At 71.0% G+C, this 14,309-nt stretch carries 13 protein-coding genes; 7 read left to right on the top strand and 6 right to left on the bottom strand.

Going from position 1 to position 14,309, the window contains the following annotated elements; all coding sequences use genetic code 11:
- Positions 1 to 75: 75 nt before the first annotated feature.
- Positions 76 to 453, bottom strand: coding sequence for an ATP-binding protein (locus tag ACWD3H_RS46380; RefSeq protein ID WP_451959609.1), 378 nt, complete (start codon positions 451 to 453; stop codon positions 76 to 78).
- A 197-nt stretch (positions 454 to 650) separates the two neighbouring features.
- On the bottom strand, positions 651 to 1,427 hold the full coding sequence (locus tag ACWD3H_RS46375; protein WP_433377789.1) for a SigB/SigF/SigG family RNA polymerase sigma factor: 777 nt from the start codon (positions 1,425 to 1,427) through the stop codon (positions 651 to 653).
- 193 nt (positions 1,428 to 1,620) lie between these two features.
- Here ACWD3H_RS46375 and ACWD3H_RS46370 point away from each other — a divergent pair, with 193 nt between their 5' ends.
- On the top strand, positions 1,621 to 1,992 hold the full coding sequence (locus ACWD3H_RS46370; RefSeq protein ID WP_350930133.1) for an STAS domain-containing protein: 372 nt from the start codon (positions 1,621 to 1,623) through the stop codon (positions 1,990 to 1,992).
- A 120-nt stretch (positions 1,993 to 2,112) separates the two neighbouring features.
- Here the strand turns inward: ACWD3H_RS46370 and ACWD3H_RS46365 are convergent, their stop codons facing one another.
- Positions 2,113 to 3,171, bottom strand: a complete 1,059-nt coding sequence (locus ACWD3H_RS46365; protein WP_451959608.1) for an enoyl-CoA hydratase/isomerase family protein — start codon at positions 3,169 to 3,171, stop codon at positions 2,113 to 2,115.
- A 115-nt stretch (positions 3,172 to 3,286) separates the two neighbouring features.
- Entirely contained in the window at positions 3,287 to 4,003 is a 717-nt protein-coding gene (locus tag ACWD3H_RS46360) for an ANTAR domain-containing response regulator (protein ID WP_355568549.1), read from the bottom strand.
- A gap of 125 nt (positions 4,004 to 4,128) precedes the next feature.
- Between ACWD3H_RS46360 and ACWD3H_RS46355 the strand changes: the two genes are divergently transcribed.
- From ACWD3H_RS46355 to ACWD3H_RS46345, 3 genes are all read left to right on the top strand, one after another.
- Entirely contained in the window at positions 4,129 to 5,988 is a 1,860-nt protein-coding gene (locus tag ACWD3H_RS46355; protein ID WP_451959607.1) for a SpoIIE family protein phosphatase, read from the top strand.
- A 235-nt stretch (positions 5,989 to 6,223) separates the two neighbouring features.
- Entirely contained in the window at positions 6,224 to 7,177 is a 954-nt protein-coding gene (locus tag ACWD3H_RS46350) for a sensor histidine kinase (RefSeq protein WP_355568541.1), read from the top strand.
- A 126-nt stretch (positions 7,178 to 7,303) separates the two neighbouring features.
- Positions 7,304 to 8,458: a glycosyltransferase gene (locus ACWD3H_RS46345; RefSeq protein ID WP_355568538.1), complete on the top strand. Its 1,155-nt coding sequence runs from the start codon at positions 7,304 to 7,306 to the stop codon at positions 8,456 to 8,458.
- A gap of 114 nt (positions 8,459 to 8,572) precedes the next feature.
- On the opposite strand, the gene ACWD3H_RS46340 is transcribed toward ACWD3H_RS46345, so the two are convergent.
- Positions 8,573 to 9,526: a hypothetical protein gene (locus tag ACWD3H_RS46340; protein ID WP_451959606.1), complete on the bottom strand. Its 954-nt coding sequence runs from the start codon at positions 9,524 to 9,526 to the stop codon at positions 8,573 to 8,575.
- 111 nt (positions 9,527 to 9,637) lie between these two features.
- On the opposite strand from ACWD3H_RS46340, the gene ACWD3H_RS46335 reads away from it, so the two are divergent.
- Entirely contained in the window at positions 9,638 to 10,369 is a 732-nt protein-coding gene (locus ACWD3H_RS46335) for a glycoside hydrolase family 16 protein (protein ID WP_355569154.1), read from the top strand.
- 16 nt (positions 10,370 to 10,385) lie between these two features.
- Here ACWD3H_RS46335 and ACWD3H_RS46330 read toward each other — a convergent pair whose 3' ends face one another.
- Positions 10,386 to 11,453 (bottom strand): PucR family transcriptional regulator, encoded by a 1,068-nt coding sequence (locus ACWD3H_RS46330; RefSeq protein WP_451959605.1) that lies wholly within the window; start codon positions 11,451 to 11,453, stop codon positions 10,386 to 10,388.
- A 94-nt stretch (positions 11,454 to 11,547) separates the two neighbouring features.
- Here ACWD3H_RS46330 and ACWD3H_RS46325 point away from each other — a divergent pair, with 94 nt between their 5' ends.
- Both ACWD3H_RS46325 and pruA read left to right on the top strand, forming a co-directional pair.
- A complete protein-coding gene (locus ACWD3H_RS46325) occupies positions 11,548 to 12,474 on the top strand; it encodes a proline dehydrogenase family protein (RefSeq protein ID WP_451959604.1) in 927 nt (308 codons plus the stop codon).
- A complete protein-coding gene (gene pruA, locus ACWD3H_RS46320) occupies positions 12,474 to 14,099 on the top strand; it encodes an L-glutamate gamma-semialdehyde dehydrogenase (protein WP_355569163.1) in 1,626 nt (541 codons plus the stop codon). The genes ACWD3H_RS46325 and pruA overlap by 1 nt, the downstream gene beginning before the upstream one ends.
- Positions 14,100 to 14,309: the final 210 nt, after the last annotated feature.

Below are 14,309 nucleotides of genomic sequence, written 5' to 3'. Positions count from 1 at the left end.
CCCACAGCGCATGCGGCACATGGCTGGCCAGCTCACCAACGGCCGTGCCCGGCCCCGAAGGGCCGGGAAGAACGGCTAGACCTTGAACGACATGGTGATGAACGTACCCGCGGCCCCGGTCTCGAACTTGATGTCGGAGCTGACCATCCGGGCCACCCACAGGCCCATGCCGCTGGTCGCGTGCGGCCCCGGGGGCGTCTCCCCCGGGGAGGGCCCGGGGTCCCACTGCCCCTCGTCGTGGATCTCCACGACGAGGGTCCGGCCGACGGTCCACATCCGCAGCATGGCCTTGGCGCTGGTGTGGCCGTGGGTGACCGCGTTGGTGGCCACCTCGTTCAGCGCCACCAGAAAATCGGCGAGTCCGTCCTGTGACATGCCGCTCCGCACGGCCTGGGCGGCGGCGAAGTCGCGCACGTCGGGAAGATCGGGAAGGCAGAAGGCGAGTTCGGCCACCGCGGTCCCCGCGGGAGAAATCCTGGAACGGGCGCCACTCGCCGTGAAGCGAGCCGGACGAACACCGTCCTCGTTCACCCGAGATCCGCCTCCCCTGTCCCGGTCCGCTGTCGTCCTCAGCATCCGGGATTCGTTCAAAGGCACCTTACGCCACGTCCGTTGTCGCCGACTGAGGTGCCCGGTAACAGACTGTGTATTCAGCATTCGGCGACAAGTTCCGCACGGAGCTGGTCGAGCACCTTTCGCAGGATACGGGAGACGTGCATCTGGGAGATCCCGAATTCCGCGGCGATCTCGGCCTGGGTCATGTTTCCGAAGAAGCGCAGCAGCAGGATGTTCTTCTCACGCGTCGGCAGCTTGTCGATCAACGGCTTGATCGCCTCGCGGTCCACGAGGGTGCCCAGCGCGTCGTCCTCCTCGGGGATGACGTCGCCAAGCGCCGCCGCGTCGTCGTCGGCGCCGAGGGGGGCGTCCAGCGAGAGCGCGCTGTAGGCGGCGGAGGCGTCGAGGGTGAGCAGGACGTCCTCTTCGGAGATGTGCATCTTCACAGCCAGCTCGGCGACCGTGGGGGCACGGCCGAACTCCTGGCTGAGGTCGGCTACCAGGCGGTTCAGCTCGGCCCTGCGCTCCTGGTAGACGCGGGGGACGCGAATGGCCCAGGTGCGGTCGCGGAAGTGGCGCTTGACCTCACCGGTCATGGTGACCACGGCGTAGCCGCGGAAGGGATGCCCGAGGGTCGGGTCGAAGCCGTTGATGGCCTTCATCAGCCCCACGTACGCGGCCTGCAGAAGATCCTCCATCGGCTCGCCGCGGTAACGGTAGCGGCGGGCGATCTCCATGGCGAGGTGGCGGTGCATCTCGACGATGCGCTCACGCAGGCGCTCGGCTCGGTGGTCGGAGACCTCGGGCAGGGACATCTCGGCGAGGAGGTCCTCAGCGGTCATGTCGGTGATGTCGAGTGCCTGAACAGACATTGCTGCTCCCTGGTATTACTGTCGGGCGAGCCGACCACGGAGCAACGTCCGGGCAGACGGCATCGCCTCGACTGATTTTCGAGGCGAGGCCCTCTGCTGGACCTCTGGTTCCACTATTCCCCTGAATCCTGGAGTATTACTCGCCCGCAGGTAACAGTAAGGTTGCTAATCGAATGGTGCGAGGAGGCTCTGAGTGACGGTGTCGGAGAACGGCGAGAGATCTGCAGCCCTGACTCTCACGTCGGCGCTCGTCAGTGGGATCAACGTGATCCGGGTGACGGGCCTGCTGGACGCGACGACAAGGGACCAGTTCGCCGACTACCTGGCGGCACAGACGAGCGAGCACGGCCTGGACATGGCACTGGATCTGGGCGGCGTGACCTTCATGGACTCGCGGGCGTTGGGGCTGATCGTCCACCACTGGCAGGTCAGCACCACCGCCGGCGCCAAGTTCGCGCTCATCGGAGTGGAGTACGCCAAGACCAAAGTGATGTGGATCACCGGTCTGGCCCAGCGGCTGCCCCTCTACGACACGATCGACGACGCGATCACCGCCTTCGGCTGAGGCGTTTTCCATGGCTCCTTACGCCTACCGCGGCCGCCCGGCGGCGGCGTCGCCCATGACTCCGTCATGAGCCCCTCCTCCGCCTCGCGGGGCATCCGGCTGGCCGGGCGACCCGTCTGATCACCCTGACGGCATCACCTCGTCGACCAGCCCCCACGACAGGGCGGTCGCCGCGTCGATGGGCTCACCGGTCATGGCGAGGTAGAGGGTGCGCCAGCGGCCGACACGCCGGGGGATGCTGACCGTGCCGCCCGCGCCGGGGATCAGCCCCATGCCGATTTCCGGCAGGCGGAAGGTGGCCCCGGGGTCGGCGATCACGGTTCCGGCGAAGGCGGGCAACTCGATCCCGGCTCCGACGCAGCTACCGTGCACGCGCACCTCGACCCGGTCCGCGAGCTCGTGAACGAGCCTTCCCGCGCCGCCGCGGGTGCGCACCAGATGCGCGATGGTGAGATCAGGAGTGGTGCCGAACTCGTCGAGGTCGCCCCCGGAGCAGAAGGACGGCCCGGCACCGTCGATCACCACCCGGGTAACGGTGTCGTCGAGCACCGCGAGGCGCATGGCCTCGACCAGGGCGTCACGGACCTCCCGTCCGTAGGCGTTCCGCCGCTCCGGCCTGTTCAACGTGATCAGCAGACGGTCGTCGGCCCGGTCGATCAGCACCGGTGGTGCCACCGCCACGGGCACCGGCCGGCGGCGGCGGCCATCAAGCCAGCGGCGGAACTCGGGGCCGCCGAGCAGGGTCGAGTAGGCCAGGGATTCGACGTCCAGCGCGGTGCTGACCTCCAGTGCCTCCGTCATCCTAAGGACGGCGCCGAAGACAACGGAGGCCTGCGGATTGCGCAGCGCCGCGCTGTGCACGGCCGTGAGCCGCTCCTCGAGGTCGGGAACGGCGACGCACTCGCGTCCGGTCGGCCCGGCCGTCCCGACAAGGGTCAGATCCAGCGCCTGCGTCAGACCCACCGCCTGCGCGGGCAACGGCTTCCCGGCGATCCCGATCAGCAGCCGGTCGCAGGCGCGTGCCCGCGTCAGCGCCCGGTCCAGCGTCGCCGCGTCGGCGCCGCCGTCCAGTTCCACCCCCACGATCGGCTCGCACACCCCTTTGGACATGTCGAGCAACGGGCCGTCGGCGGCGCCGTCCGCCAGTTCGGCGACAGAGACACGCAGCAGGTCAGCCACCCGCTCCCCCACTCCGTCGATGGATCATCGGCTTCCCTTTTCTCTGTCCCGTGGGCACCAGGCCCGATCACCACTACGGCTCACCGCCCTCGACACGGCGCCGGCGGACGCCCGCTCAGCCGGTTTTCTCGCCCTGGTTGCGCTGGTGCTCGTCGACCAGCAGCCTGGCCAGGTCCGCGACCTTCACCTGGTGGTGCTGGGAGATACGGCGCAGCTCGTCGAAGGCGGCCTCGGCCGAGCAGCCGCTGGACTTCATGATGATGCCCTTGGCCTGGTCGATGATCGCCCGGCCCGCCAGGGCCTCCTGCATCTGGGCGGCGTCGGTACGGACCTCGTCGTAGTCCCACAGATTGGCGAGCGCCACCCCTGCCTGCTCGGCGAGCATGTCGGCCAGCGGTGGGACGTTCCTGGCGGCGAAGACGCCGGGACGCACGCCGTACAGGCCGAGAACCAGGACGGCGTGCTCGATGGTGATCGGCATCACCAGAACCGAGCGGATGCCGCAGCGGACCGCCATACCGACGTACGCCGGCCAGCGGGACTCGCGCAGGACGTCCTGGACGACCACGTGGCGTCCAGTGGCGCGGGCCTCGGTCGAAGGCCCCTCACCGAGTTCCTCCTCGCCGTCGAGGAGCACGATGAGCTCGCTGTGAGAGGCTGAGACGACCATGCGTTCCTGGCGCCAGAGTTCGGCGGACCCGCCCGCGCAACCGGGCACACCACCTGCGAGGGTGGCTGTGAGCCCGCGTAGCACGCTCTCGCTCGACGTTTCCTCGCTGACCCTGCCGAGGACCGCCAGATCCCGGGCCAGAACGGGAGTGACCATGTCCATCTCGCGACTCCCCTCCCTGTGTCACTAACTTAACCACTATCCGACCACGGATCGATTCGACCTATCCGGGTGGCGTACCGTCTACGACGGGACCAGCCCACTCCGGCCCCTGACGAGGACGAGCATTGACCGACGCCATTGGCCTTCAGAGCCTGGAGCAGGCGCTGAGCGCGCTGAGCGCCAGGGTCTCCTCCCTGCGCGAGGCGAAGTCCGCCTACCCCGCCGACCCTCGGTCCACACTTGACGCGGCGCTGGCGGAGCTCGACACCGCCCGCGAGCTGCTGGAGACCTCCGTGCGCGAGCTGCGCAAGGCGCCCAGGCGGTCGGGCCAGCGGGAGAGCGGATCGCAGCGGGAGCTCAAGCTACTGCGGCAGGTTTTCCGCACCTTCCCCGTCCCGGTGGTGGTGCTGGACGCCTCGGGTGTGGTCCGGCGGATCAGCGCCGAGACCTCCCGGATGCTCGGCAGCCCGGCGGGGTATCTGATCGGCCGCTCGTTCCCGCTGTTCGTCGACGTCTCCCGTCGGGCGGCGTTCCGCTCGCACCTGACGGCGGTCCAGCAGGGCGGTCAGACCGCGACGTTCCAGACGCGGCTGGCCCACCAGGGCCGCGCGCACACGGTGCAGCTGGCCGTCACCCGGCTGACGATGCCGGGTGAGCCGCAGGAGATGGTCGCAGTCATGATCCTGCCGCTGGAGGCGCAGGTGGCGGGGCCGCCCCACGGCCCCGCCGACCGGTCGGACGCCACCCTGGTCATGGCCGCGGCACGCCGGCAGGAACTGCTGGCCAGGATGACCCGCCTGTTGCTCGACGAGGAGAGCCTGCGCCAGCCGGTGACCGTCACCAGGGCCGCGCGGCTGCTGGCCTCGGAGTCGGCCGACTGGGTGATCGCCGACGTGATCCGCGACGGCGTCCCCGCCCGTGCCTGCGTGCTCGGCCCGAGCGACAAGCCGGTGACCCAGCTGGTCCGCCTCGCCGAACAGCTGAACCCGCTGACCGCACCGGCCGTCGCGCACGTGCTGACCGGCGGCTCGGGCGTGGTGCACGAGATGCTGGAGGACGAGGGGCTGCTCGGCGACGTCCCCGGCGGGCCGCCCCTGCTGCGGGTGATGGGTGCCGCCTCGGTGCTGATCGTGCCGATCGGCGGCGAGGACGACGTACTGGGCTCCCTGACCCTGGTGCGCCTGCGCGACCGTGAACCGTTCTCGCTGGCCGATCTGGGGGTGATGGAGGAGATCGGCGTCCATCTGGGGCTCGCACTGCGCGCCCGGCGCAGCTTCCAGACCCGCTCGCGGGCCGCCGACGCGCTGCGCACCAGCGTGGTGCCCCGGAGCCTGCCGGACATCCCCGGATTCGAGGCCGCCGCCATCTACAACGCGGGCTCCAGCCCGGTCGGCGCCGAGTTCTACGACGTCTTCCGCACACGTGACGGGTGGGGTTTCGCCCTCGGGGGCGCCGCGGGCAAGGGCGAGGAGGCCGCGTCGGTCAGCGCCATGGTCCGCAACGGACTGCGCGTGCTCAGCGTCTGGGAATCCGACCCCGGTGAGGTGATGCGCAAGCTGAACCAGGCCCTGACCGCCCAGCACAGCGGCATGTTCGTGATGGCCGTGACCGGCTTCATCCGGGCACGCAAGATCAGGCTGGCCAGCGCGGGACACCACCCCGCCGCGCTGCTGCAGCCCGACGGCGGGGTGCGGTTCACCGCGGGGGGCGGTGTGCCGCTGGGCATCGCCGCTGAGGCCGAGATGTTCACCGAGGAGCTCACGCCGGCCTCCGGCCAGACCCTGGTCTTCTACTCCGACGGCCTGGTCGCCTCGCAGAACGAGCTCGGTGAGTCCTACGGCGAGACCAGGCTGGCCGACGTGCTGGCACGCTGCGTGACGCGCTCCCCCGCCGAGATCGTCAAGACGGTGGAGGAGGACCGGCACGCGTTCTCCGGCGGGAGAGTTTGGGATGAGATCGTGATACTCGCCCTGCGTGTCGTATAACTTGGCTAACTCGGCGTGGCCTGCCGGTCTCACCGAGCGACGAGGGACCGCACCCGGCGGCGCCCGTGTCCGGCCAGGTGGGGCGGAGAATGAGATCATTTCAGGGTCGGCCCCCTGCCGGTTGGAACGGGCCGGCTCCGAGACCGGGCGGCTCCCCCTCGATGTGTCGGCCCCCTGCCGGTTGGAGCGGGCCCGACGGGCGCCCCCGCCGCTCCCGCGACCACGACGATCTTCCATGACCTCCATCCACCAGGCCGCGGTCTACGGCTCCGACCGGCGTTTCCTGGAGATCGCGCTGCCGTTCGTCCGGGACGGGCTGGCCAAGGGCGATCCGGTGATGGTCACGACCACCTCGGCCAATCTGGAGCTGCTGGCGGTTGCCCTGGGCAGGGAGGGCCGCCTGGTCGACTACGCGGAGAGCGCGTTCCTGGGGCGCCGGACCGTGGAGCGCGCCACGGCCTTCCACCGCTACTGGCAGCGGCGCGGGCCCGAGGCCCCGCGCGGGGGTCACGTGCGGATCCTCGCCGAGCCGGTGTGGGCCGGCCGGGCGCCCGCCGACGTGCGGGCCTGGCAGCGCATGGAGTCGGGCCTGAACTTGCTGCTGAAAGGCACCAACGTCTGGATGATCTGCCCGTACGACACCAGGACCGCGGGTCAGGCGGTGGTCGCCGCCGCGAGGCGCACCCATCCCACCCTCTCCGAGGACGGCGTCTCGATGGTGTCCTGCCCCGAGTACACCGATCCGGTGGGTTTCATCGGCGAGTGCGACTCCGTCCCGCCTCTCGAACCGCAGGAAGGCTCGGCCGGCGCGCACGTGGAGACGCTCCATGCCCTGCGGGCGTTCGTCACCGGCCAGGCCTCCTTCATGGGACTGAGCCACGACCGCGCGACCCTGCTCTCGGTCGCCGCCCACGAGGTGGCCACCCTGCTGGAGCCGCCCGTGACGGTACGGCTGTGGGAGCGGCTGGGCGCGATCACCTGCCATGTCGACCGCCGGGGCAGGCGCGTCACCGACCCGGTCGCCGGTTTCCTCCCACCGGGACCGGCGCCGGAACCGGGGGACGGGCTGTGGATCGCCCGGCATCTGTGCGACCGCCTCGACATCCACAACGACCGGGATGGATGTGTGATCCAGCTGCACGTCCCGAGCGCCAGGGCCGAGGAGTCACGGCAGAGCAGGAGGTATTGAACCCTGCGGGTTTGGCTCCGGCTGAGATCGGGGTATGGTTAGGGCAATGCAGACGTGTGCCTAAGACGCAGGCACCCCTGAAGGAATAACAGGCTTTCCATGCCTATCTCCTCCCAGAGGTGTGCCGTGAACATTGCATTCGTCTCCTCCGAGGCTCTCTCCTCCACCCAGGACGAGTCCGATCTCGCCTCCCAGCGCGCTCACCTGATGGCCGTTGCCCGTGAACTCGGCCGGGAACACAAGGTCACCATCTACGCCCGGAGAAACTCCGACCTTGACAAGCCCAAAGTTCGCGTGTCGCAGGGCGTCACGCTTGAGCACCTGACCGCCGGGCCCGCGCAGGATCTTCCGGAAGACGGCGTCCTTCCCTACCTTTCCGACCTCGGCGACCAGCTGATGCACCGCTGGGGGCAGGACCGCCCCGACGTCATCCACGCGCACTCCTGGACCGGCGGGCTGGCCGCCATCGCCGGTGCGAACGGCCTGAACGTGCCGTTCACCCAGACGTTCAGCAGCGAGCACCCCCGCGACGCCAAGCGTGTGCGGCTGCAGCGGGCCATCGGGCGCCGGGCCAGCGCGGTGATCGCCGGGTGCGGCGACGAGGAGAGCTCGCTGATCCGGCTGGGCGTGCCGCGCCGCAGCATCTCGGTCATCCCGTGCGGCGTCGACGTCGAGCGGTTCCGCCGTCAGGGTCCGGCCTCCGCCCGCGGTACCCGCCCCCGCCTGCTGCACGTCGGGCCGCTCACCGCGGAGAAGGGCGTGCACACCGCGATCCGCGCCCTGGAGGGCATCCCCGACGCCGAGCTGATCATCGCCGGTGGCCCGGCGGTCGCGGACCTGGAGCACGACGCCGACGCGCACCGCATGATGCTGCTGGCCAAGGAGATCGGCGTCGACGATCGGATCACCGTTCTCGGGCACATCCCGCACTCCGCGGTCGCCAAGCTGATGCGCAGCGCCGACGTGGTCGTCTCCCTGCCCCAGGAGGCTCCGGCCGGCGTCGTCGTGCTGGAGGCCATGGCCTGCGGCGTGCCCGTCATCGCCTCGGCGGTGGGCGCCCACCTCGACTCCGTGGTGGACGGGGTGACCGGCCTGCTGGTGCCCGCCGACCGTCCCGCGCAGACCTCCCGTCTGACCCGCGAACTCCTCGCCGACCCGACCCGCCGCACCGCGCTCGGCTTCGCCGGCGCCGACCGCGCCCGGTCCCGCTACTCGTGGGAGCGGATCAGCCAGGAACTCGTCCACGTCTACGAGGTCGCCCTCTCCGGTTCCCTCCGCTGACCGCGCCCACCGCGACGGCCGGGCGCCGTCGGCCATGCGTCACAGGTGAAGGACCGGGACTCCCGCGGGAGTCCCGGTCCTTCACCTGTGACGGGTCCGTACCGGAAGGCGGCCCTACGGCTGGGACGCGCGGCGGTGCAGCACGACCCCGAGGCCGCTCGCGGCCAGCAGGACGGCCCCGGCCAGGACCAGGATCACCGCGCCGCCCACGGCCCCGTCGGTCCAGTCCCAGACCGCCTCGGGAACGGCGAGCGTCAACCCGGCCACTCCGCTGACGATCAGCACCCAGGTACGCCGGTGCCCGTACAGCGCCAGGCAGGCCAGCGCGATCACCGCGGTCAGCCAGTACCCCCAGGCCTCCCCGTCCCACAGGACGGGCCACTGCCCGCCGAAGAGCGCGATGGCGGCGCCCATGCCCAGCCCCAGGTCGCCGGGGGCGAGCAGCCCGGCGAGGGCGAGCGCCAGGATGAGCACGCCCAGTGCGACGTAGGCGAGGCCCCAGCCGGCGCCCTCCTGCCTGACGAAGACGTCCAGCAGGCCGGTCACCGTGAGCAGGGCGAACCCACCGCAGGCCAGCAGGCCGATCGCGGTGGGCAGCAGCACGTAGGCCACCGCCGCGACCACCAGCCCGGCCAGGCCGGCGACGAGCCCCTCGTGGCGGTCGGCGGCGACCCCCGCGCAGAGAGCGGCCGTACCCGAGCCCAGCGCGGCGAGCGTGGCGGCGACCCTGCCCTGTACCGCGGCCGTCCTGCCGGTCGCGGACCGCGCGGCCCGGCCGAGCCCGGCGGCCACCGCCAGCAGCAGGACGGTGACCACGGCGAGGGCCGTGATCTTCGTCGGCTGGGTCATCCGCTCCCAGCCCAGCGCGACGAATGCGGCGGCACCGGCCAGGACGAGTCCCCCGCCGACGTAGGCGAGGATCTCGCTCCATCTGACCCGGTCCCCGGCGCCCCGGTCGCGCAGCGCCTCGCCCACGGCGAGGGTGACCGGCTCCACCTGCTCCGCCTGGAGCTCACCGGACTCCACCAGCCTGGCCAGTGCCCGCCGTATGGCGTCAATGTCGCTCATGTCCGAAATCGTGACACAACCTGCTCGGAGTAGCACCCTCCGAATTCGTGGGACGGATGCGAAAATGGAATACCACTGTTACTGGAGTGCGATCGTTGCTTTGATGGGCCCATGTCAATTCGTGGCACGTTCCTGGGCATCCTGGCCACCGCCCTGACGCTCTCCGCGCTACCGGCACAGAGCGCGTCCGCCGAGCGCGGGTGGGGCGCCCCCGTCCTGGTGGAGAACTTCGACGGCACCCGGGTCGACGGCCGCAGGTGGGTCGTCTACCACTCCCCCAACGCCGAGACCAACCCGCGCACCGGGCGGGCCACGAGCGTGGGCGGCGGCGTCCTGCGGCTCAAGGGCGGCATCGTGGCAGGCAGGGACCTGTCCGGTGGCATCGCGACCCGCTCGGCGCAGCGGTACGGGCGCTGGGAGGTGCGGCTGCGGGCCGAGCGCGGCGCCGGCTACACCCCGGTGGCCCTGCTCTGGCCGTCCGACCAGGGCCGTGGAGAGTACGCGGAGATCGACTTCGCCGAGATCATCGACCCGGCCCGCAGATCGGGCGGGATCTTCGTGCACCGCGGCGACGGCCCCCAGGCCCAGCGGCAGATGCGGGCCGACTTCACCCGGTGGCACACGGTCGCGGTCGACTGGCTGCCCGGGCGGCTGACGTTCTGGCTGGACGGTGAGAAGGTGTGGGACTACCGGGGGCCGAACGTGCCGAGGGGCCGCTCCATGCACCTGGCGCTGCAGAACGACGTGACGTGCAACGAGTGGTCGCCGTGCCGCAACCGCTCCACTCCGCCGACGGTCAGCATGTACGTGGACTGGGTAAAGATCTACCGGGCCGCCGTTTAGCGCGGCCGGAGCCTTTTCAGAGCAGGCGGATCGCCTTGAGGGCGAGGTGGACCAGCAGGCGGTTCTCGCCGTCGGCGAGGTCGCGGCCGGTGAGCCGCTCGGCCTTGGCCAGCCGGTAGTAGAGCGTCTGGCGGTGCACGCCGAGCGCGGTGGCGGTCTCCTGGACGTGACCCGCGCGGTCGAGATAGCTCTCCACGGTCCTGACCAGTTCCGGGTCCCGGGCCAGCCCGGCGACCTCCTCCGCCAGTTCCCGCAGCCCGGCCTGGGACATGCGGGCGAGCAGCCGGTAGACCCCCAGCCCCGACCAGTCGGCGACGGGCCCCAGCGCGGGCACCCGGCCGGCGACGCCGAGCGCGTGCACGGCCTCCCGCCAGCTCCGCCAGGCCTGGGCGAGATCGTCCCGGGGGGCGCCGACACCCACCACCGTGCCGTACATGCCCTGGATCCGGCCCGCCAACTCCCCCGCCTGGCCGGCCGGGACCAGCAGCGCGACCAGCGGCTCGTCCCCGGCGGGGAACGCCGGATCGGCGAGCACGCCACGCGGGAGCGTCCAGAGGGCGGCGACCCGGTCCGACGAGCTGCGGGCGGCGATCGCCGCCACCGGACCGCGCAGGTCCAGCCGCGACAGCGCCCAGGAACGCTCCTCCGCGTCGGAGGAGAACAGCCCTCGCAGGCTCGCCCCCATGTCCTGGCGGCTGCGGGCCTCCTGCGCGAGGACCGCGGCGGCCCGGGAGACCAGATCGCCGACCGAGGCCAGGACGTCGTCGCCGAGCGTGCCGTCGTCGAGCAGCCACAGGTAACCGTAGGTCACCTCGCGGTGCCGCAGCGGCACGCACACCCGGGCGAGCACCCCCAGGTCGGCGTCGGCGGGGATGCGCACCGGCCCGTGGGCGCCGGCGATGCCGTATCCCTCGAAGTAGGCCCGCACCTGGTCGGTCGCGCGGCGCCGCAGAATGGACTCCTGGCGCACCAGGTCGATGTCACCGCTCTGCGCGGCATAGGCCAGGAGCTGGAACGAGCGGTCCTCCAGGGTGGCGGAGGCACCGAGCCTGGCGGCGATCTCGTCGACTGTCTCCTGTAACACCTCACCATTGTCGTACATGTGTATGAACACTCTTCCCGCCGGTCGTGGCAGATGCACATGATGGTCGGCCTGAGCAGGGTTTTAGGGTGAAGACATGCTCGGTTCCCTCCTTCTCGGCGCATCCCGGTTGCCGCTGGTACGGCGCGCGGTCTCCGGCGTACCACTGACACGCAAGGTCGTCGACCGCTTCGTCGCGGGCGAGACGCCCCAGGACGCGGTCGAGGTGATCCGTCGCCTCGCCGCCGCGGGCCTGGCCGTCAGCGTCGACCACCTGGGTGAGGAGACGAAGGACGCCGCTGCCGCCGCCCAGACGGCCAGGGCGTACGCCACTCTGCTCAGCCCCCTGGGTGAGCTGGGACTCGGCGACCGCGCCGAGGTTTCGGTGAAGCTCTCGGCGGTCGGCCAGGCGCTGGGCGCCGACGGTGACAAGATCGCTTTGGAGAACGCGCGGCAGATCTGCGAGGCCGCCCGCGCCTGCGGGGCGAACGTGACCCTCGACATGGAGGACCACACCACCGTCGACTCCACGCTGGAGACGCTGCGGGCCCTGCGCGAGGACTTCCCCTCCGTCGGCGTCGCGGTGCAGTCCTACCTGTTCCGCAGCGAGGCCGACTGCCGCGACCTGGCATACCGGGGCTCCCGGGTCCGCCTGGTCAAGGGCGCCTACGCCGAACCGGCCTCGGTGGCCCACCGGCACAAGAACGAGGTCGACCGGGCCTACGTGCGCTGCCTGCGCATTCTCATGTCGGGTGCCGGCTACCCGATGGTGGCGACGCACGACGACCGGCTGATCTCCATCACCGAGACGCTCGCCGACCGGTTCGGCCGCTCCCCCGGTGACTACGAGTACCAGATGCTCTACGGAATCAGGACGGACCGGCAGCAGGCCCTGGCGGGCGCCGGCCATGTCATGCGCGTCTACGTCCCCTACGGCGACGACTGGTACGGCTACTTCATGCGCCGGCTGGCCGAGCGTCCGGCGAACATCGCCTTCTTTCTTCGTGCCCTTGGAGGCAAGTGATGGATGCCATCTCCACAGTTCCCGCCCCGATCAACGAGCCGGTGCTCGGCTACGCGCCGGGCAGTGCCGAGCGCACCGCGCTGGAGAACCGCGTCAAGGAGCTGGCCGGGGCCCAGCTGGATCTGACGATGACGATCGGCGGCGAGCAGCGGATGGGCGGCGGCGCCCCGATCGACGTGGTCCAGCCGCACAACCACGCCTCCGTGCTCGGCCGTACGGCCGACGCCACCGCCGGCGACGTGCGCGCGGCGATCGACGCCGCGCTGCGGGCGGCGCCCGCGTGGCGCGCCATGCCGTTCGACGAGCGGGCCGCGATCTTCCTGCGGGCCGCCGACCTGCTGGCCGGCCCCTACCGGCAGACGCTGAACGGCGCGACGATCCTGGGCCAGTCCAAGTCCGCGCAGCAGGCGGAGATCGACTCGGCCTGCGAGCTGATCGACTTCCTGCGCTTCAACGTGGACTTCGCCCGCAGGCTCCTCAGTGACCAGCCGATCTCGTCGTCCGGCGTGTGGAACCGGATGGAGTACCGGCCGCTGGAGGGCTTCGTCCTGGCGATCACCCCGTTCAACTTCACGGCCATCGCCGGGAACCTGCCGTCGGCTCCGGCCCTGATGGGCAACGTGGTCGTCTGGAAGCCCTCCCCCACCCAGCAGTTCGCCGCGCACTTCACCATGCGCCTGCTGGAGGAGGCCGGGCTTCCGCCGGGCGTCATCAACATGGTGACCGGCAACGGCGCCGCCGTCTCCGAGGTCGCGACGACCCACCCCGACCTGGCGGGCATCCACTTCACCGGCTCCACGGCGACCTTCCAGCACCTGTGGTCCACGGTCGGCGCCAACATCACCTCCTACCGGTCCTACCCGCGTCTGGTCGGCGAGACCGGCGGCAAGGACTTCGTGCTGGCCCACCCCTCCGCCGATCCCGGTGTGCTCGCCACCGCGCTGCTCCGCGGTGCCTTCGAGTACCAGGGGCAGAAGTGCTCGGCCGCCTCCCGGGCCTACGTGCCGCGCTCGGTCTGGTCGGTGATCCGCGACGAGCTGGTGGGCACCGCCGAGTCGCTGACCGTCGGCGACGTGGCCGCCGACCTGTCGACCTTCATGGGCGCGGTCATCGACGGGCGGGCGTTCGCCAAGCACAGGGCCGCGATCGACCGGGCCCGCTCGCTCGACTCGATCAACGTGCTGACCGGCTCGTACGACGACTCGACCGGCTACTTCGTGAGGCCGACCATCCTGGAGTCGGCCGATCCCACCGACGAGATCTTCGTCAAGGAGTACTTCGGCCCGATCCTCGGCGTGCACGTCTACGACGACGCGGACTTCGACGCGGTGCTCGACCAGATGGAGGGTGTCTCCCCGTACGCGCTGACCGGCTCGATCATCGCCCAGGACCGCTACGCGATCACCTCGGCGTCGGAGCGGCTGCGCTTCGCGGCGGGCAACCTCTACATCAACGACAAGCCGACCGGCGCGGTCGTCGGCCAGCAGCCCTTCGGCGGGGCCCGCGCCTCGGGCACCAACGACAAGGCCGGGTCGATCCTCAACCTCACCCGCTGGGTCAACGCCCGGACGATCAAGGAGACGTTCGTCCCGCCGACCGACCACCGTTACCCGCACATGGGCTGAGACACCACGTCCCGGCACTACTGCCCCCTAGCCCCGGGGAAGACCTGCGACTCGGAGGCGCCGACGTCGGCCACCGTGTGGTGTCCGGGCCGACGTCACCGGTGAGCACGACCACCGGGCAGGCCGGCGGAGGTGCGGAAGCGGTGCGACCGGCCGGTCGCACCCCAACGGGAGGTCGGGGGGGATGGGGAGGAGGTGGCAAGGAAGGTG

It is taken from the genome of Streptosporangium sp. NPDC002607, from assembly GCF_053592655.1.
The sequence above is the reverse complement of the archived record's forward strand: the minus strand, read 5'-3'. Positions and strand labels throughout refer to the sequence as shown.